The organism is Streptomyces sp. NPDC002403, from assembly GCF_053593015.1.
The window spans coordinates 1-18,231 of the sequence record NZ_JBSFBQ010000015.1 but is presented as its reverse complement, the minus strand read 5'-3'; the positions used below and the strand labels follow the sequence as shown (position 1 = coordinate 18,231).

Annotated in this window: 16 protein-coding genes; 9 read left to right on the top strand and 7 right to left on the bottom strand. The window is 68.0% G+C overall.

The features are described from left to right. The first annotated feature begins 17 nt into the window (after positions 1 to 17). The 8 genes from rnpA (at position 18) to ACWCPY_RS18400 (ending at position 6,744) form a co-directional block, all read left to right on the top strand. A complete protein-coding gene (gene rnpA / locus ACWCPY_RS18435) occupies positions 18 to 389 on the top strand; it encodes a ribonuclease P protein component (RefSeq protein ID WP_266416837.1) in 372 nt (123 codons plus the stop codon). Continuing rightward, positions 386 to 745 (top strand): membrane protein insertion efficiency factor YidD, encoded by a 360-nt coding sequence (yidD, locus tag ACWCPY_RS18430; protein WP_451266139.1) that lies wholly within the window; start codon positions 386 to 388, stop codon positions 743 to 745. The genes rnpA and yidD overlap by 4 nt, the downstream gene beginning before the upstream one ends. A gap of 3 nt (positions 746 to 748) precedes the next feature. Next, entirely contained in the window at positions 749 to 2,008 is a 1,260-nt protein-coding gene (gene yidC / locus ACWCPY_RS18425; RefSeq protein ID WP_451266137.1) for a membrane protein insertase YidC, read from the top strand. 14 nt (positions 2,009 to 2,022) lie between these two features. Then, the gene (locus ACWCPY_RS18420) at positions 2,023 to 2,532 is read left to right on the top strand and encodes a Jag family protein (RefSeq protein ID WP_362441333.1); all 510 of its coding nucleotides are present in this window, start codon (positions 2,023 to 2,025) and stop codon (positions 2,530 to 2,532) included. Positions 2,533 to 2,642: 110 nt separating this feature from the next. Continuing rightward, positions 2,643 to 3,359 (top strand): 16S rRNA (guanine(527)-N(7))-methyltransferase RsmG, encoded by a 717-nt coding sequence (gene rsmG / locus ACWCPY_RS18415; RefSeq protein WP_072487588.1) that lies wholly within the window; start codon positions 2,643 to 2,645, stop codon positions 3,357 to 3,359. A gap of 301 nt (positions 3,360 to 3,660) precedes the next feature. Next, entirely contained in the window at positions 3,661 to 4,737 is a 1,077-nt protein-coding gene (locus tag ACWCPY_RS18410) for a ParA family protein (RefSeq protein ID WP_451266363.1), read from the top strand. After that, a complete protein-coding gene (locus tag ACWCPY_RS18405) occupies positions 4,734 to 5,834 on the top strand; it encodes a ParB/RepB/Spo0J family partition protein (RefSeq protein ID WP_451266134.1) in 1,101 nt (366 codons plus the stop codon). Before ACWCPY_RS18410 ends, ACWCPY_RS18405 begins: the two co-directional genes overlap by 4 nt. Positions 5,835 to 6,126: 292 nt before the next feature. Then, entirely contained in the window at positions 6,127 to 6,744 is a 618-nt protein-coding gene (locus ACWCPY_RS18400; protein WP_451266132.1) for a GNAT family N-acetyltransferase, read from the top strand. Between the two features lie 84 nt (positions 6,745 to 6,828). Here the strand turns inward: ACWCPY_RS18400 and trxA are convergent, their stop codons facing one another. From trxA to ACWCPY_RS18365, 7 genes are all read right to left on the bottom strand, one after another. Continuing rightward, positions 6,829 to 7,158 carry a thioredoxin gene (gene trxA / locus ACWCPY_RS18395; RefSeq protein ID WP_329820071.1) on the bottom strand — a complete coding sequence of 110 codons (330 nt, stop codon included), beginning with the start codon at positions 7,156 to 7,158 and terminating at the stop codon, positions 6,829 to 6,831. Positions 7,159 to 7,204: 46 nt separating this feature from the next. Next, positions 7,205 to 8,167, bottom strand: coding sequence for a thioredoxin-disulfide reductase (gene trxB / locus ACWCPY_RS18390; RefSeq protein ID WP_451266130.1), 963 nt, complete (start codon positions 8,165 to 8,167; stop codon positions 7,205 to 7,207). A 133-nt stretch (positions 8,168 to 8,300) separates the two neighbouring features. Beyond that, positions 8,301 to 9,272, bottom strand: coding sequence for a hypothetical protein (locus tag ACWCPY_RS18385; protein WP_451266128.1), 972 nt, complete (start codon positions 9,270 to 9,272; stop codon positions 8,301 to 8,303). Next, positions 9,269 to 9,973 carry an RNA polymerase sigma factor SigM gene (gene sigM, locus ACWCPY_RS18380; protein WP_451266126.1) on the bottom strand — a complete coding sequence of 235 codons (705 nt, stop codon included), beginning with the start codon at positions 9,971 to 9,973 and terminating at the stop codon, positions 9,269 to 9,271. Before sigM ends, ACWCPY_RS18385 begins: the two co-directional genes overlap by 4 nt. A gap of 166 nt (positions 9,974 to 10,139) precedes the next feature. After that, entirely contained in the window at positions 10,140 to 11,852 is a 1,713-nt protein-coding gene (locus ACWCPY_RS18375) for a serine/threonine protein kinase (RefSeq protein WP_451266124.1), read from the bottom strand. Between the two features lie 127 nt (positions 11,853 to 11,979). After that, positions 11,980 to 14,139, bottom strand: coding sequence for a murein biosynthesis integral membrane protein MurJ (gene murJ / locus ACWCPY_RS18370; RefSeq protein WP_451266122.1), 2,160 nt, complete (start codon positions 14,137 to 14,139; stop codon positions 11,980 to 11,982). Between the two features lie 49 nt (positions 14,140 to 14,188). After that, positions 14,189 to 16,486, bottom strand: a complete 2,298-nt coding sequence (locus tag ACWCPY_RS18365) for a DUF6049 family protein (RefSeq protein ID WP_451266120.1) — start codon at positions 16,484 to 16,486, stop codon at positions 14,189 to 14,191. 184 nt (positions 16,487 to 16,670) lie between these two features. On the opposite strand from ACWCPY_RS18365, the gene ACWCPY_RS18360 reads away from it, so the two are divergent. After that, complete coding sequence (locus tag ACWCPY_RS18360; RefSeq protein WP_451266118.1) at positions 16,671 to 18,113, top strand: CCA tRNA nucleotidyltransferase; 1,443 nt, start codon at positions 16,671 to 16,673, stop codon at positions 18,111 to 18,113. Positions 18,114 to 18,231: the final 118 nt, after the last annotated feature.

Here is an 18,231-nt window from a genome sequence, read left to right as displayed (position 1 = left end):
CGCTTACAGGTCATGACGTGCTGCCTACCGAGAATCGGCTGAGGCGGCGCGAGGACTTCGCGACCGCAGTACGTCGAGGACGCCGGGCCGGCCGCCCGCTACTCGTCGTTCATCTACGCAGCGGTGCAACGGACCCGCACGTGACTGGGGAGAATGCTCCCCCGCCGCGTGCGGGTTTCGTTGTCAGCAAAGCCGTGGGTGGAGCGGTTGTGCGCACAGCGGTGAAGCGGAAGCTTCGCCACCTGGTCCGCGAACGGCTTGCCCTGCTGCCCCCCGGTAGCCTGGTTGTCGTACGAGCGCTGCCCGGTGCGGGCGACGCCGACCATGAACAGCTGGCCCGAGACCTGGACGCCGCTCTCCAGCGGCTGCTGGGAGGGGGCGCGCGATGAAGTACCCGCTGCTGGCTCTTATCAAGCTGTATCAGTGGACGATCAGCCCACTTCTCGGGCCTGTCTGCCGTTACTACCCGTCGTGTTCCCACTATGGATATACGGCGATCGACCGGCACGGAGCGATCAAGGGAACCGCGCTGACGGCCTGGCGCATCCTGCGGTGCAATCCGTGGTCACCCGGTGGCGTGGATTACGTTCCACCACGCAAACGTCCGCGTTGGCATGAGCTCCTGCGTAATGCCATGCGCGGTGGCAAGGGCGGGGACTCCGCCGCTGATGTGCCTGTCCGGGGATCGGTCTCCGAACCCCCGAACCAGGCCGCAGAGACTTCGCCCAATGCTCAAGGAGCCTGATTAGTGGACACGATTGCCAGTCTGTTCAGCTTTATCACCTGGCCCGTCTCGTGGGTCATCGTCCAGTTCCACAAGTTGTACGGGGCGATCTTCGGAGCCGACACGGGCTGGGCCTGGGGCCTGTCCATCGTGTCCCTGGTGGTGCTGATCCGGATCTGCCTGATCCCGCTTTTCGTCAAGCAGATCAAGTCGACCCGCAACATGCAGGTGCTCCAGCCGAAGATGAAGGCGATCCAGGAGCGCTACAAGAGCGACAAGCAGCGTCAGTCCGAAGAGATGATGAAGCTGTACAAGGAGACGGGCACCAACCCGCTCTCCTCGTGCCTTCCCATCCTGGCGCAGTCGCCGTTCTTCTTCGCCCTGTATCACGTGCTGTCGGCCATCGCCTCGAACAAGAAGATCGGTGTCATCGACCAGTCGCTGCTCGACAGCGCCCGTCAGGCACACATCTTCGGTGCTCCGCTCGCCGCCAAGTTCATGAACAGCCCGGATGAGGTCGCGGCCCTCGGTGCTTCCCTCACCGACGTCCGGGTCGTCACCGCGGTCATGATCGTGATGATGTCGGCGTCGCAGTTCTTCACCCAGCGCCAGCTGATGACGAAGAACGTCGACCTGACGGTCAAGACGCCGTACATGCAGCAGCAGAAGATGCTGATGTACATCTTCCCGGTGATCTTCGCCGTCATGGGCATCAACTTCCCCGTCGGTGTCCTCGTCTACTGGCTGACCACCAACGTCTGGACCATGGGTCAGCAGATGTACGTGATCAACCAGAACCCGACCCCCGGCAGCAAGGCACAGGACCAGTACCTGACGCGTCTGCTGAAGAGCGTCACCGCTCACGGCGAGGTCCGCGGCAGGACCCGGCGCAACACCGTCAAGCGGATCGTGGCCAAGGGCCCGGACCGCAATGACATCGAGCGGAAGTTCGTCACCGGACTGGCCAAGCTGGGCCTCGCCGCCCAGGAGGACGGCACGGTGGCCAAGAGCGACACCGCTGCAGCCGAGGCCGAGGGCGGAGCCGCGCAGCGGCGTCAGCAGCCCAAGCGCCAGAGCAAGGCCCAGCGTCAGACCGGTGCCGCGCAGGCAGGGGCCAAGGACGCCGATTCCACCGAATCCGGCTCCAAGACCTCGCTGCGGAAGCAGGACGCGCAGGACGCACAGCCCAAGCCGGCGGGCAAGCCCGCGTCCGGCTCCTCACGCCAAGCCAAGTCCGGACAGCGCAAGGGTCCGCAGCGGCCCAAGCACCCGTCCAAGAAGTAAGAAGGAGTCCATCCGTGACGGAAGGCACCACCTCCACGGCCGCTGAGGGCAGCGACACCTTGACCCGCCTTGAGCAGGAGGGCGAGATCGCAGCGGACTACCTCGAGGGTCTGCTCGACATCGCCGACCTCGATGGCGACATCGACATGGATGTCGAGGCGGACCGGGCCGCGGTCTCGATCATCAGCGACTCGGCACGTGATCTGCAGAAGCTCGTGGGCCGCGACGGTGAGGTGCTGGAGGCGCTCCAGGAGCTGACGCGGCTCGCTGTTCACCGGGAGACCGGGGACCGCAGCCGGCTGATGCTGGACATCGCGGGCTTCCGGGCCAAGAAGCGGGCGGAGCTCGCCGAGCTGGGCGCCAAGGCCGCGGATGAGGTCAAGAGCACCGGCGAGCCGGTGAAGCTGGCCCCGATGACGCCGTTCGAGCGCAAGGTCGTGCACGACGCGGTAGCGGCCGCCGGTCTGCGCAGCGAGTCCGAGGGCGAGGAGCCGGAGCGCTTCGTCGTCGTCCTCCCGGCCTGACCGGACCCTTAGTTCTGTCGGCCCCGTCTGTTCACAGGCGGGGCCGATCTTTGTCAGCCTGATAGTCAGCCACCCACAGTGCGGTAGTGCGGTACGGAAGGACGGTTCCCGTGACGGCGGAAGTAGAGCTTCCCCAGGCGCCCGAAGGGGCGCGGGCGGTTTTCGGCGAGTTCTTCCCAGAGGCTGTCCGCTACGCGGAGCTGCTGGCGGATGCCGGGGTGAAGCGGGGGCTGATCGGCCCGCGTGAGGTGCCGCGGCTGTGGGAGCGGCATCTCCTGAACTGTGCGGTGCTCTCCGAGGTCGTGCCCGAGGGTGTCACGGTCTGCGATGTGGGTTCGGGTGCGGGCCTTCCCGGTATCCCGCTGGCACTGGTGCGTCCGGACCTCAAGATCACTTTGCTGGAGCCACTGCTCCGGCGCACGAATTTTCTCCAGGAAGTCGTGGAGCTGCTGGGCCTGGATCATGTGACGGTGGTGCGTGGCCGGGCCGAGGAGGTGCTGGGCTCGCTTCAGCCGGTACATGTGGTGACGGCTCGCGCCGTGGCCCCGTTGGACCGGCTGGCCGGCTGGGGCGTTCCGCTGCTGCGCCCGTACGGGGAGATGCTGGCGCTCAAGGGGGACACCGCCGAGGAGGAGATCGCCGGGGCGCGTGCGGCCCTGGGCAAGCTCGGTGTGGTGGAGACCGAGGTGCTGCATGTCGGAGAGGGAGTCGTCGATCCGATGTCCACGGTGGTGCGTGTGGTGGTCGGTGAGAGTCCGGGCGGTGTGAGGTTCGCCGCGAAGAGGGCCAAGGCCGCCAGGACGAGTCGTACGAGACGCCGTCGCTGACGCCTCCGGATTCCTCCGGCCGCACTGCGGATCCAAGTGCTGCGGGCGGTATGTGCCGTCTGTCGACTGTTTTCCCGGTACGTAGCCGTACGTCCCCATGCGGAGTGTCGTGCCCCTGTAGCTAGGCTGCAGGGGCATCGTGTTTCACGTGAAACGTCGCTCTCTGCTGCACGGCATCATCAGCCGCGGCCGCGCGGCTGCCGCGCCGCGGCATCGCAGGCCCGTTAGGGCTACGGAGTTGTCCACAGAAGTGGATTCATCCACAGAAGAGCGGGCCTCGCTGGTTCACGACCCCGAAAGCATGGCAGGCTCTGCTCATTGCGAGCCTGAAGTCGAGGAGAGTGAATCCTTGCGGTCCGACGCCAACATCGCGGGACCGATGACCGATCCGGTCCCCGGTCCCCGAACCGAATCGGCGGGGGAGGGTGTTTCACGTGAAACACCACCGCCGATGGACGACACCCCCATCGGTCGCGCGGCCCAGCTGGCGGTTGAGGCCCTTGGCCGCGCCGGCGAGGGCCTGCCCCGTCCTGACCGGACGCGCGTCATGGTGGTGGCCAATCAGAAGGGCGGAGTGGGCAAGACGACCACGACGGTCAATCTTGCTGCCTCGCTCGCGCTTCATGGCGCACGGGTTCTGGTGGTCGACCTCGACCCGCAGGGGAACGCCTCTACGGCTCTGGGGATCGATCACCATGCCGAAGTCCCCTCCATCTATGACGTCCTCGTGGACAGCAGACCGCTCTCCGAGGTGGTCCAGCCCGTACCGGACGTCGAAGGTCTCTTCTGCGCTCCCGCCACCATCGATCTCGCCGGTGCGGAGATCGAGCTGGTGTCGCTGGTGGCGCGGGAGAGTCGACTGCAGCGAGCGATCCAGGCGTATGAGCAGCCGTTGGACTACATCCTCATCGACTGCCCGCCTTCGCTGGGTCTGCTGACGGTCAATGCCCTGGTCGCCGGCGCCGAGGTGCTGATCCCTATCCAGTGCGAGTACTACGCGCTGGAAGGGCTGGGGCAGCTACTGCGCAATGTGGATCTGGTGCGGGGTCATCTCAACCCCGATCTTCATGTGTCGACGATTCTGCTCACCATGTACGACGGCAGGACCAGGCTTGCTTCGCAGGTCGCGGAGGAGGTGCGCAGCCACTTCGGCAAGGAGGTGCTGCGGACGAACATTCCGCGATCGGTGCGGATCTCGGAGGCGCCCAGCTATGGGCAGACCGTGCTGACCTACGACCCGGGTTCCAGCGGGTCGCTGTCGTACCTTGAAGCGGCGCGTGAGATCGCCTTGAGGGGTGTCGGGGTCCACTACGAGCCCCAGCATGCCCAGACGGGCAGCGGGAACAGTCAGCAGAGCATTTCGGAGGGGATTCAGTGAGCGAGCGTCGAAGAGGGTTGGGGCGTGGGCTGGGTGCCCTGATCCCCGCCGCTCCGCAGGAGAAGCAGGTGACCTCCACGAGGATGGGACCGGCCTCTGCTGGGGCGGATGCTGTGATGACGGCGGAGCGGGGGGTGGCTGCGGCAAAGGTGGCCGGCCTCACGGGTACTCCGGTGGTGCCGGAGCCGAGCGCCCCGGTTGCGGAGTCCAGGACGGTCGCCGAATCGGTGGGACCTGCAGGGGCGTATTTTGCCGAGATTCCTCTCGGCTCCATCACGCCGAACCCCCGCCAGCCGCGGGAGGTGTTCGACGAGGACGCGCTCGCGGAATTGGTGACCTCCATCAAGGAGGTGGGCCTTCTCCAGCCCGTCGTCGTACGGAAGGTGGGGCCGGAGCGCTATGAGCTCATCATGGGCGAGCGGCGCTGGAGGGCTTGCCAGAAGGTGGAGCTGGAGCGGATTCCGGCTATCGTCCGGGCCACTGATGACGAGAAGCTTCTCCTGGACGCACTCCTGGAGAACCTTCACCGGGCCCAGCTGAACCCGCTGGAAGAGGCGGCTGCGTACGACCAGCTCCTCAAGGACTTCAAGTGCACGCATGACCAGCTGGCCGACCGCATCGGGCGTTCCCGGCCGCAGGTGTCGAACACGCTGCGTCTGCTGAGGCTGTCGGCTCCGGTGCAGCGAAGGGTGGCGGCCGGGGTGCTGTCCGCCGGTCATGCGCGGGCGCTGCTGTCCGTGGACGACTCGGAGGAGCAGGACAAGCTGGCTCATCGCATTGTGGCCGAGGGGCTGTCGGTGCGCGCTGTCGAAGAGATCGTGACCCTCATGGGCTCCGATCCCAAGAGCCCTGCCAAGTCCAAGGGGCCCCGGGCCGGTGGCCGGGTGTCGCCTGCACTGTCCGACCTCGCCACCCGGCTCTCGGACCGCTTCGAGACCAGGGTGAAGGTCGACCTCGGTCAGAAGAAGGGGAAGATCGTCGTCGAGTTCGCGTCGATGGAGGATCTGGACCGCATTCTCGGCAGCCTGGCTCCGGGCGAGGGGCGCGTGCTGGACCCGGCGCCTTCCGAGGAATCCGCTGAGGACGACGCGGGCTGACCCTGCCGATGAGGCTGTGGGGCGGGCTGTGTTCCGGTGGTTTCCGGAACACAGCCCGCCCTTTGCTTTCTCTCGGTGTCGGCTTCATCCCTCGGTGGATACGATTCGTTCTGGTATGGCACATTCGGCTTGAGCCACTCGGTAGGGAGGGCCATGCGATCAGTGAGCCGCAGCCGACTGATGGCAGTAGGGCCGGTGTTGTCGGCAGGATTGTCGGCAGCCTGCTCCTCGAACGGAGTGCACTGACTGTCGTATGCGACGCGACGGGCGAAGGAAGCGAGGAACAGCCTTCATGGGGCGTCGGCTCGTGCCGCTCACACTGGACAACCTTTCCGATCTGCCCAGACGCTGCCGCTCGTGTGTCTTCTGGGAGCTTGATCCGGTCAGTGGGGAAGCTGCGGTAAAGGCGGGAACACCCGGGCTGGAGAAAGAGGCCTGGATCTCGGCCGTTCTCCTGGAGTGGGGGTCGTGCGGCCGCGTGGTCTATGTCGACGATCTGCCGGTGGGCTTCGTTCTCTATGCGCCGCCTGCCTATGTCCCGCGTTCGACCGCGTTTCCCACCAGCCCGGTCTCCCCTGATGCCGTACAGCTGATGACGGCCTGGATCGTGCCGGGCTACCAGGGGCAGGGGCTGGGCCGGGTCATGGTGCAGACGGTCGCCAAGGATCTGCTGCGCCGAGGGTTCAAGGCGATCGAGGCGTTCGGCGATGCCCGGTGGAAGGAGCCCGCCTGTGTGCTTCCCGCGGATCATCTGCTGGCAGTCGGCTTCAAGACCGTACGACCGCATCCCGTTCATCCGAGGCTGAGACTGGAACTGCGTACGACGCTGTCCTGGAAGGAAGATGTCGAACTGGCACTGGACCGGCTGTTGGGGGCAGTGCAGAAGGAGCCGGCGCTGAGGCCGTTGTGATCCGAGAGCCCATGGAAATGTGAAACGGGCCCATCCCCCGAGGGATGGGCCCGTTTCACGTGAAACAGCGAGCTGCGGTCCTGCTCAGCCGAGGAAGTCTTCGAGGTCGCGGAGGATCGCGGCCTTCGGCTTGGCGCCGACGATGGTCTTCGCGACTTCGCCGCCCTTGTAGACGTTCAGGGTCGGGATGGACATGACGCCGTACTTGGCGGCCGTGGCCGGGTTCTCGTCGATGTTGAGCTTGACGATCTCGATCTGGTCGCCGTGCTCGGCGGCGATGGCCTCCAGCGAGGGGGCGATCTGACGGCACGGACCGCACCAGGCGGCCCAGAAGTCCACCAGCACGGGCTTCCCGCTCTTCAGGACGACCTCGTCGAAGGAGTCGTCGGTCACGTTCTTCAGGACGCCGGCCACGGCGACCTCCTTAACTTCTTGGGGTGTGTGGGGTGAGAGTCGTGAATCAGACGGTGGCCGCAGCGGCCTTCTCGTCGTCGGCAAGCGCGGCCAGGAAGCGCTCGGCGTCGAGCGCGGCCGAGCAGCCGGTTCCGGCAGCGGTGATGGCCTGCCGGTAGGTGTGGTCGACGACGTCACCGGCGCCGAAGACACCGGTCAGGTTCGTACGCGTCGAGGGAGCGTCGACCTTGAGGTAGCCCTCGTCGTCGAGGTCGAGCTGGCCCTTGAAGAGCTCGGTGCGCGGGTCGTGGCCCACTGCGATGAACAGACCGGTCACGGCGAGCTCGGACGTCTCGCCGGTCTTGGTGTTCCTAAGGGTCAGACCGGACAGCTTCTGGTCGCCGTGCACCCCGGCGACCTCGCTGTCCCAGGCGAACTTGATCTTCGGGTCGGCGAAGGCACGCTCCTGCATCGCCTTGGAGGCACGCAGCGTGTCACGGCGGTGGACGATGGTGACCGACTTGGCGAAGCGGGAGAGGAAGGTCGCCTCTTCCATCGCCGTGTCGCCGCCGCCGACCACGGCGATGTCCTGGTCCTTGAAGAAGAAGCCGTCGCAGGTGGCGCACCAGGAGACGCCGCGTCCGGAGAGGGCGTCCTCGTTGGGCAGGCCGAGCTTGCGGTGCTGGGAGCCGGTCGTCACGATGACGGCCTTGGCCCGGTGCACCGTGCCGGCCGTGTCGGTGACCGTCTTGATGTCTCCGGTGAGGTCCACGGAGATGACGTCGTCGGGGACGAGCTCGGCACCGAAGCGTTCGGCCTGGGCGCGCATGTTGTCCATGAGCTCGGGGCCCATGATCCCGTCCTGGAAGCCCGGGAAGTTCTCCACGTCGGTGGTGTTCATCAGCGCGCCACCAGCGGTGACGGCACCCTCGAACACCAGCGGCTTCAGTGAGGCGCGTGCGGTGTAAAGGGCGGCCGTGTAGCCCGCGGGGCCGGAGCCGATGATGATCACATTACGGACGTCGCTCACGGGTTTCTTCCTCGTCTCTGCAGACTGCCTACTGTCCACGCCTACTGGGGTCGGTTCAACGACTCTCACCCCACCCAACGGATCCTACGGGGGATGCATTCCCGCCGTGCCGGGGTGGCATCCGGCGCGGTCCTCAGGGGCGCGCGTAGGTGCGGGTCAGCAGGAGTTCCCCCTTGTCCGAGGGGCTCTCCCGGACGCAGGCCGCGTCGATGACGTACGCCTGTACGCGGGTCGCGTCGGACGGGTGCGGAAGGACGACGAGGAAGGCGGCCGTGCCCTTGTACGTGCCCTCCTCCATCGCGAGGGCCGGGGCGTTGCGGCCGATGCCCTGCTCGACACAGGGTGGGACCGAGACGGTGGGTGCGCGCAGTGGCGTCTGGGGCGACCCCGACGAGGCGCTCTTCGGCGTCGAATGCGACTCGACGGACGGGGCCTGCTTATCAGTCCCCATGTCATCTGCTGGCCTCGACGGCTTCGCACCGGCGCTCGTGAGGAGTGATTGCACCTGGCCTTCGAGCGTGGACTCCGCGAAGTCCGCGCTGCCGGCCTCCGCAGAGCCGGCCCTGCGGTCCGCCGCCTTGAGGCTCGCGGATTCCTGGGACGGCTGGACGCTCTGCAGGATGAGGACACTCACTCCGACCATGGCTGCGCCGAGAGCGGCTCCGAGCGCGGCCGTGCGGCGGCGCCGCCGGGCCGGGCGGCGGCCGGGGCCTGTGGTCGCCCGGGGACGTCCTGCGGGACGGTCCGAGGGGGTGGGCTCCGCGTTCGGCTTCTGGGAGGCCGACGGTTCTGTTTCACGTGAAACATGCGCCGAGTCCTGTGAAACAGGCGCCGAGTCATGCGGTGCCCTGGCGCCGAGGGCCGCTTCGGCGGTGAGTGCGGCATCGATGCGGTCCACGACATCGTCCGGCATGCGTTGTGGCATGGGTACGGTGCCGAGCAGCTCGCGGATCTCCGTGAGAGAGGCATGGACCTCACCGCAGAGTTCGCAGCCGTCCACGTGGCCACGGACCTCTGTCGCGCGTGACAGAGGGAGCAGCCCCTCCGCCAGGTCGGAGATCTCCGTGACATCCGGATGCTGGGTCGTGTCGGCCGTTGATGTCATGTGCGTCCACCTCCGCCCTTCACTGCAGCGGGATCGCTTGTGCCCGCATCTCTCGGCCCCGATGCCGGTGGGACGGATGCGCGCGGCGTCCGGTTCCTTTTCGTGGCTGTGTCGTCGGTTTCCGCGCCTTCGCTGCGGAGGTGGGTGAGCAGAGGGGCCAGCCGGGCCCGCCCTCGCGCACAGCGGCTCTTCACGGTGCCCGTCGGCACGTCGAGGATGCGGGCCGCCTCGGCCACCGGGTAGCCCTGCATGTCCACGAGGACGAGTGCGGCCCGTTGCTCGGCGGGAAGAGTGGCGAGTGCGGCCAGGAGTTCACGGTGGAGGTCCTGGCGCTCCGCCGGTGCCTCGGCGGATTCATGCGGTTCGAGGAGTTGCTCGAACCGTTCGGTGTCGTCGACCGGCGCGGTTCTGCGGGTGGCCGCCTTGCGGACCCGGTCGAGGCAGGCGTTGACGGTGATGCGGTGCAGCCAGGTGGTGACGGCGGACTGGCCGCGGAAGGTGTGGGCGGCCCGGAAGGCGGAGACCAGCGCGTCCTGGACGGCGTCCGCGGCTTCCTCGCGGTCGCCCAGAGTCCGTATCGCCACGGCCCACAACCGGTCGCGGTGACGCCGTACGAGCTCACCGAAGGCGTCCGGTTCGCCGGCCACATGGCGAGCGAGGAGGTCTGAGTCGCTGAGTGGTTCTGACGGCTCGGCGGCCACCTCCCCCTCCCTCCCTTTCGCTGCGTCAAGGTGCGTCTGTCTATCACGATTCGAGCGGGCCGGGGCAGGGGGCGGAAGGGGCACGTACGGGGAGGGAACGAGAACATCCGGTGCGATGGCACCGGATGTGCGGGAGGCCGACGGGGGTGCCCCGCCGGCCTCTGCGTCACTTCAGTACGGAGATCTCCGAGATCCCGCCCCGGTAGCCACCTGTTCCGTCCGATGGCAGTTCGGTGAGGTGGATCAGGACGTAGCGGGTCCGCACCGGCTTGGAGAGAGTCTCCTTCAGCTCGCTCCCCGCCGTTGCGAGCCCGGTGAGGCGCTGGGGGAAGTCGGAGAGGGACGACGGTGCGGAGGCACCCGGATCGGCCGCCAGCACCTCGGCCTTCTGCCCGCTGCGGTACATCTTGGCCGTGATGCCCGCGACGTCCTGGACGCTGCCCAGGTCGACGACTATGCCGCTGCCGTCCCTGCGGTTCGGGTAGTTGCCGAAGTTCGCGTAGCCCACATAGCGCGGGGTGATCCAGGCCGTGCTCGCATCGCCGTCGACGGTCTTCGACACCTCGTTCGGCTTGATGCCCGAGCCGCTGGGCATGAACTCCGTCGCCCCGGAGATGTGCAGGGGCTCGGTCGGCTGTCGAGGCTTGCTGTCGCCGTTCTCCGGATCGGTCTGTGTGCTGTCCCCGGGGTCGGAACTCTTGTTGTGGTCCAGCAGCGTCTCGGCGAGCTGCCAGCTGCCGAGGCCCAGCGCGGCGATGAGCAGCGCGGACACGGCCCACTTGAGGGCCTTGCCGGTGCGGCTCTGGAGCGGTGCCGGGGGTACGGCGATCGGGGACTGCGCGGTGACGGGCCCGGTCGGCGGACGCCCGTAGGAGCCCTGCTGGTAGGTGGTGCGCTGGTACTCGGGCGGCGCAGTGAAGGCGGGCTCCGGAGGACGGATGCGGGGCATCGCGGCGACGGCCTTGGCCAGCTCGTCCGGCGTGGTGCACGGCTGTTCCTGCCGGGAGGCGGTGGCGCCGTCGTTGGCGAGCGCGCGCATGGCGAGCTCGGCGAGACCGCGGTGGACGCCGGCCCGCACCTGGTCGGGGGCGATCAGCCCCACGCCCCTGGGCAGCCCGGTCAGGCCGTACGCGTCGTTCTCGTACGGCCAGCGCTGCGTCAGCGCGGCGTAGAGCAGGGCCCCGATCGCCTCGGTGTCCGCCCGCTGGGGACCCTCGGCGGTGATGCCGCGCAAGGCCGCGTTCACCGCGAGGCCGCGGATCCTGTACTGCCCGGTCGAGCTGCGCAGCACCGCCCCCGGGGTGAGCCTCAGATGGGCGAGGCCCTCCCGGTGTGCTGCCGCCATGGCCTGGGAGACCTGGCTGACGAGCTGGTACGCGTCGTGTGCGTCCATCGGCCCCGAGGCCAGCAGGGAGGTGAGCTCGGTGGCGTCGGGGAGCCATTCGTGGACCACGTAGACGAGGTCGTCCTCCTCCACCGCGTCGAGCACCTGCACGAAGCGTGGGTCACCGAGCAGTGCGGAGGACCGGGCCGCGGCCAGTACGGAGCGGGCACGCGGGTGGTCGGCCGGCAGCAGATGGACGCCTACCGCGCGGCGCAGCTTCTCGTCGACGGCGCGCCAGCTGCTGAAGCCGTCCAGACGGGTGACGCACTCCTCCAGCCGGTAGCGTCTGGCAAGTTTGTGCCCGCTGTGCAGATCAGGGGTCGGCAGAGTGGCCTCGGAACCGATGCGCTCACCATCCGTGTCCTGCGGCTTCGTGCCTGCGGTGTCCTGGGCTTCTGCCGTCCCGTCGGTCGTGGTCTCGTCCGCCTTGGCGGCCAGCGGCTCATCACCGCTGTTGTCGGCCACGTCGACGGCAGCCGTGCTACGTTCCGCCACCGTCGTTCCTGCCTCCCCATCCGTTGCGCGATGCCAGCCAGCTCTGCACAGTCACGCCAATTGTGCCCACACTCCGGCGTTATGCACGACACGCAAGGGGCGGCGATGGTTGTGCGGCCGATGATGCTCAGCGACCGAGCCGCCCTCGGACCATGCCGACCATGCCGTTGATCTCCTCGATCCGCATTCTCTTGGCGGCGACGAAGAAGACGCCCAGCAGCACGGCCCCACCGCAGATCAGAGCGGCGAGCGAGCCGAAGGCGCCCTCGCCGAGGCCCTGGAGAACAGCGAAGCCCACGCCACCACCGAGCACCGCTGCCGGGGTCGCGGCCAGGCACAGCCGGGCGTAGGTGCGCACGACATGGGAACCGTCCAGATCTCCGCCCAGGCGGTTGCGCAGCCGTCGCCAGGCGATGCCCACACCGACGGCGTAGGCGAGCCCGTACGAGGCGGCCATGCCGACCACCGCCCAGCGAGCGGGCAGAACGACGTAGCAGAGGGCCGAGGCGGCCGCGTTGACCGCGGCAACGATGACCGTGTTGTAGAAGGGCGTGCGGGTGTCCTCGTACGCGTAGAAGCCGCGCAGCACGACGTACTGCACGGAGTACGGGATCAGGCCGAGACCGAAGGCCATGAGGATGAAGCCCATGGACCGGGCGGCCTCGGTGCCCGCGGAGGCGTACAGGAGGGTGCACATCGGCAGGCCGAGTGCGAGGAAGGCGAAGGCCACCGGCACGATCGCGACGGCGGAGTTCCGCAGCCCCTGGGAGATGTCGTCGCGGACGGCGCCCGGGTCGTCGTCATGGGCGGCGCGGGAGATGCGGGGCAGCAGGGCCGCCATGACGGAGACGGTGATGATCGCCTGCGGCATGCCCCAGATGAGCTGGGCATTGGAGTAGGCGAGGAAGCCGGTGCCGTCCTTGCCGGACAGCTTGCCCGCCGATGTCGCGAGCTGGGTGACGACGAGCACGCCCGCCTGGTTGGCCAGCACGAACAGGACGGTCCACTTGGCCAGCTTGATCGTCTTGCCGAGCCCGTGCCCCTTCCAGTCGAAGCGCGGGCGGAAACGGAAACCGGCCTCACGCAGGTACGGGATCATGGCCAGTGCCTGCACGACCAGACCGAGCAGCGTGCCGATGCCCAGGAGCCGGACGCCCTCCGCCGGAATGGTCTGGACACCCATCTGGGACTCGGCGGACGTGCCGTAGACCCAGATGAACATGCCGAACGTGAAGATCATGACGATGTTGTTGAGGACCGGGGTCCACATCATCGCGCCGAACTTGCCGCGGGCGTTGAGGATCTGGCCCATCACGACGTGCACGCCCATGAAGAAGATGGTCGGCAGGCAGTACCGGGCGAAGGTCACGGCGACGCTGTTGGCCGCCACGTCGTTGGCGATCGTCGGCGACATCATGTGGATCAGCAACGGAGCGGCGAAGACCGCGATCGCGACGATCACACCGAGCGCGACCATGACGAGAGTCAGCAGCCGGTTGGCGTAGGCCTCGCCGCCGTCCTCGTCGTCCTTCATGGAACGGACGAGCTGAGGCACGAAGACCGAGTTCAGGCCGCCGCCCACGGTGAGGATGTAGATCATCGTGGGCAGGGTGTACGCGATGGTGAAGCTGTCGCCGAGCAGGGCCGCCCCGAGCGCGGCCGTGATCACGAGGCTGCGGACGAATCCGGTGAGGCGGGACACCAGCGTGCCGGCCGCCATCAGTGCGCTGGACTTCAGTATTCCGGAGGCACGGCCGCCGGCCTTGGGCGGCTCGGGAGCCGGGGCCGGCTCGGGCTCCGGAGGGACGGGGGCGGATCCCGCCGGGCCCTCCTGGTCCCGGAAGAGATGCGCGAAGGCATCCGGCTGCTCGTCGTCCTCGGAAGCCTGACTGACGAGGTCGTCCACCCCGACGAACTGGGTGGTCGCCGGATTGTCGCCGTACGGCAGGTACCGCGACGGGCCGTCGGGCTCGGGGGGCGGGGTCTGCGCCCAGAGGCGGGGATCGGGCGGGTACTGGGCAGCAGGAGGCTGCTGGTAGAGCGGCTGGGGCTGCTGGTAGGTGCCCGGGGGCGGCGGCGGGTGTGCGGCACGGTCGTACAGCGCCTCGGTCACCGGGTCCTGGACGGACAGATCCTGGGCGCGGTAGGGATCGCGGTCGTAGGCGTCCTGCAGGTACGGATCAGGCGTCTGCGGGACCTGGCCCGGCCCCGGAGGCATCGGGGGCCCACCGGAAGCCCCGGCTCCGCCCGCACCCTGACCGCGGTCACCGTCGTACGGCGCGTTCATCGAAACCCCACCTCATCGTCCCCGGCCGACAGGCCACGACAGACATCGCTCAACGTTCCACTTTCTCACCCGAGGCCGGCGACTCCCCGCTTTCCGGACCGGTGTCCGGAGTCGGGTCACTCGGCTGCTCGGGTTCACCGCCGTCGTCCCCGGGCGCGCCGCCCGTGTTGGCGCGCTTGCGGTGGGTGTACATCCTGATGCCCGCGAGGACCAGGAGCAGCAGCCCGCCTGCGATGACCAGCAGCACGGTCGGCGTGAGCTCGGAGACCTTCACGGTGAAGGTCATCTCTTCGCCGTACGGCGAGCCGTCCTCGGTGTAGAGCTGCGCCGTCATCTGCACCTGGCCGTTGACGTTGGCCGCCGCGTCGAACTTCACGGACTGGCTGTGGCCGGCGCCGATCCGGATCGGCTGCTCCGCCACGGCTCCGCCGTCGTTCAGCTTGAGACGTGTCGCGTTCTCCGACTTCAGCCGGAGGACGAGATGGTCCACGCCCTGCAGCAGCCTGTTCTGCACCGTCACCGGGATCGTGGCGCTGCGGCCGGACAGGGTGACGTCCGACTTCGAGATGAGCTGGACCTCGCCGACGAGGTCCTGCAGATAGCTGCGGACCGAGTCCCGGTACTGCTGGGCCTCCAGCGGCCTGCCGCGCCACGACGTCGACATGGACCGGTTGAGGGCATTGCCGAAGGGGGTCACCACCCGCTCGGGCTGGGTGAGGATGACCTGGAAGTTGTTCAGCGAGACCTGGGTGGACTTGATGTCCTGGAAGGCCTGGGTGGGCAGCTCCTGCCTGCGGAGCTTCTTCGGATACTGGGAGGCCCTGGGGACGCTGGTCGTCGCGTCCGCGTCGGGCTTCGCGGCGGCCGCTTCCACCAGCCCGAGAGGCTGGGTCCAGCGCTCGTCGTCGAGCCCGTGCAGAGCACGCGCCATCGACTGGGCCTGGGCCACGGTGGGCATCCGCTGCGGAGCGACGACGATGCTCCGCTCGATGTCCGTGTCCTGTTCGGTCAGGGCGAGAGTCAGAGCGAGGAACTTCTGTACGGCGAGGGTGGAGTTCCCCGCCTTCGACATGTCGCCCTGGAAGGCCGTGGAGAGCCGGGCATCGGCGACGACCGCGGTGGTGCCCCCGCCGATCGGCCGGGCGGCGGTCGGCGTGTACTGCAGACCGCCGGTCTCCTGGAGGCTGTCGCTGCGGGCGATCACCTTGTGGGCCCCGGCGGAGGTGGCGACATCGACGACCGACGGGTCGATCGCCCCGTCGACGGGCCACGCGAAGTCGGTCGACGGCTTCACGTGGAGAACGGTCTGCACCGTCGTCCCGGCCGCTTCGGTGGCGGTCTGCAGGTGGCTGAGGGTGCCGGAGACGTTCTTGCCGCGGTGCGCGATGGACGCCAGATCGGGGTCGGCGAACGGCAGCGCGACGACCTTCCCGTCCGAGACCGCGGCTTCGAGCGAGGTGAGCCACTTCTTGGCGACGTCCTGGTTCTTCCCGGCGACGGTGGTGTCGCCGGACTTGACTCGGTAGTTCCCCGTCATCGCGTCGACACTGGCCAGCAGGTCCGGGTCGATCACCCAGGTCACCGGCAACTCGCTGCCCAGTGAGACCAGCTGTTCGAGCCGTCCGCCCGGCGCCAGCTCGGCGGCCAGGTCGTCGTCCGCGAACACCGGTGTCTGCTGGTCGTCGGTGCCCGTCTCGGCGGTGACATGGGCCGATGCGATCAGCGGCCAGAGATAGGTGACCTTCGTCCTGGAGTCACGCTCGTCCTCCTGCCAGGGCAGGAAGGTGCGCTCGATCCCCAGTACCTGGTCGTACCGGGCCCGGGAGGTCTGCCCGGACAGCGAGACACCGAGCTGGTAGACGCCGTCGTCGCCGAGCCCGAGCTTGTCGACCGGGACGGACAGCGTGAAGTCCTGACTGATCCCGGAAGGGAGCTTCGCGAACTTCACCGTGTACTTGCCGCCGAGCGGGGCGGGGCCGCTGCCGGGCACGTATCCGGTGCGCTTGGCGGCGGTGTCGATCTCCGTCCTGCTGAGGAGCTTCGAGCCCACCCGCAGGTCGACCGTGGCCTCCGTGATCGTGTCCTTGCCCCTGTTGGTCACGGTGCCGGAGACGGTCAGGGTGTCCCCCTTGACCGGCGCGCTGGGAGCCAGGCTGTCCAGGGACACGTCGACGGTCTCGGACCCGGTGGGGGCCTTGCCGGTCCCGCCGGCGTGCGCCGCGGGAGCGGTCGGTCCGGCCAGCAGCGCCGCGACGAGCGGCACCCCGATGATCAGGGCGGCTGTGCGCCGCAGCCACCGGCGGGCAGGAGAGGGACCGATCCCCTGAATGTCTGCCGCCTCGGCCACGCGCCCTACCCGTCCCTCGTCGTCGTCAGCTGGTGTCGATGGTTGTCGGTTGTTGCGTCCACGCATGGTAACGATGTGCGCGGGTGCCAAGTGCTGGGGAGCTCGCTACATGATCGGAAGAGTCTTGCAGGGCGGGACGAAACCAGGGCGACCGGGCCGGTCCGGGCACGTACCCTTTTCTGTTGTGTCGAACGCCAATGAAGACAGCTCCCGTGCCCTGACCCAGGTGCAGCACCGCGCAGTCAGTGAACTGCTGCGGGTGTCCCCGGTCGCCGACGACCTCGCTCGCCGTTTCCAGGACGCCGGGTTCGGTCTCGCCCTGGTCGGCGGCTCGGTCCGGGACGCGCTTCTCGGCCGGCTCGGCAACGACCTGGACTTCACGACCGACGCCCGCCCCGAGGCCGTACTGAAGATCGTCCGGCCGTGGGCCGACTCGGTGTGGGAGGTAGGGATCGCCTTCGGCACCGTGGGTGCCCAGAAGGACGGCTACCAGATCGAGGTCACCACATACAGGTCAGAGGCGTACGACAGGACCTCGCGCAAGCCCGAGGTGTCCTACGGCGACTCCATCGAGGAAGACCTCGTCCGCCGTGACTTCACGGTCAACGCGATGGCCGTCGCGCTCCCGCAGAAGGAATTCATCGATCCGCACGGTGGCCTCGAGGACCTGGCGGAGCGCGTTCTGCGCACCCCCGGAACACCCGAGGAGTCGTTCTCCGACGACCCGCTGCGCATGCTGCGCGCCGCCCGCTTCGCGGCTCAGCTGGACTTCGATGTCGCTCCGGACGTGGTCTCCGCGATGACGGAGATGGCCGGACGCATCGAGATCGTCTCCGCCGAGAGGGTCAGGGAGGAGCTCAACAAGCTGCTGCTCTCCACCCACCCCCGCAAGGGCCTGGCGCTGCTCGTCGACACCGGGCTGGCGCAGCAGGTGCTGCCGGAGCTTCCTGCACTGCGCCTGGAAAGTGACGAGCATCACCGTCACAAGGATGTCTACGAGCATTCGCTGACCGTCCTGGAGCAGGCGATCGGCTTGGAGCAGGACGGCCCCGATCTGGTGCTGCGCCTTGCCGCTCTCCTCCATGACATCGGGAAGCCGAGGACGCGGCGCTTCGAGAAGGACGGGCGCGTCTCGTTCCATCACCATGAAGTGGTGGGCGCCAAGATGGTCAAGAAGCGGATGACCGCGCTCAAGTACTCCAACGACATGGTCAAGGACGTCTCGAAGCTGGTGGAGCTTCATCTGCGCTTCCACGGCTACGGCGACGGTGAGTGGACGGACTCCGCGGTCCGCCGCTACGTGCGTGACGCCGGCCCCCTGCTGGAGCGGCTGCACAAGCTGACCCGCTCGGACTGCACCACACGGAACAAACGCAAGGCCGCCGCCCTCTCGCGGACCTACGACGGGCTTGAGGAGCGCATCGCGCAGTTGCAGGAACAGGAGGAGCTGGATGCCATCCGTCCCGACCTGGACGGCAACGAGATCATGAAGACCCTGGGTGTCGGTCCTGGGCCGGTGATCGGCAAGGCGTACGCGTTCCTGCTGGAGCTGCGCCTGGAGCACGGACCGATGGAGCACGACATGGCGGTGGAGAAGCTCAAGGAGTGGTGGGCCGCACAGGGCTGAGGCCGCTGGAGCGCGGTCTGCCGGCAAGAGGGGTGGGGTCATGTTTCACGTGAAACAATAAACCAGATAGGAAGAGCGTCGGGGTGGGAAAGAGTTTGGGAGGGCAGGTGTAGATATG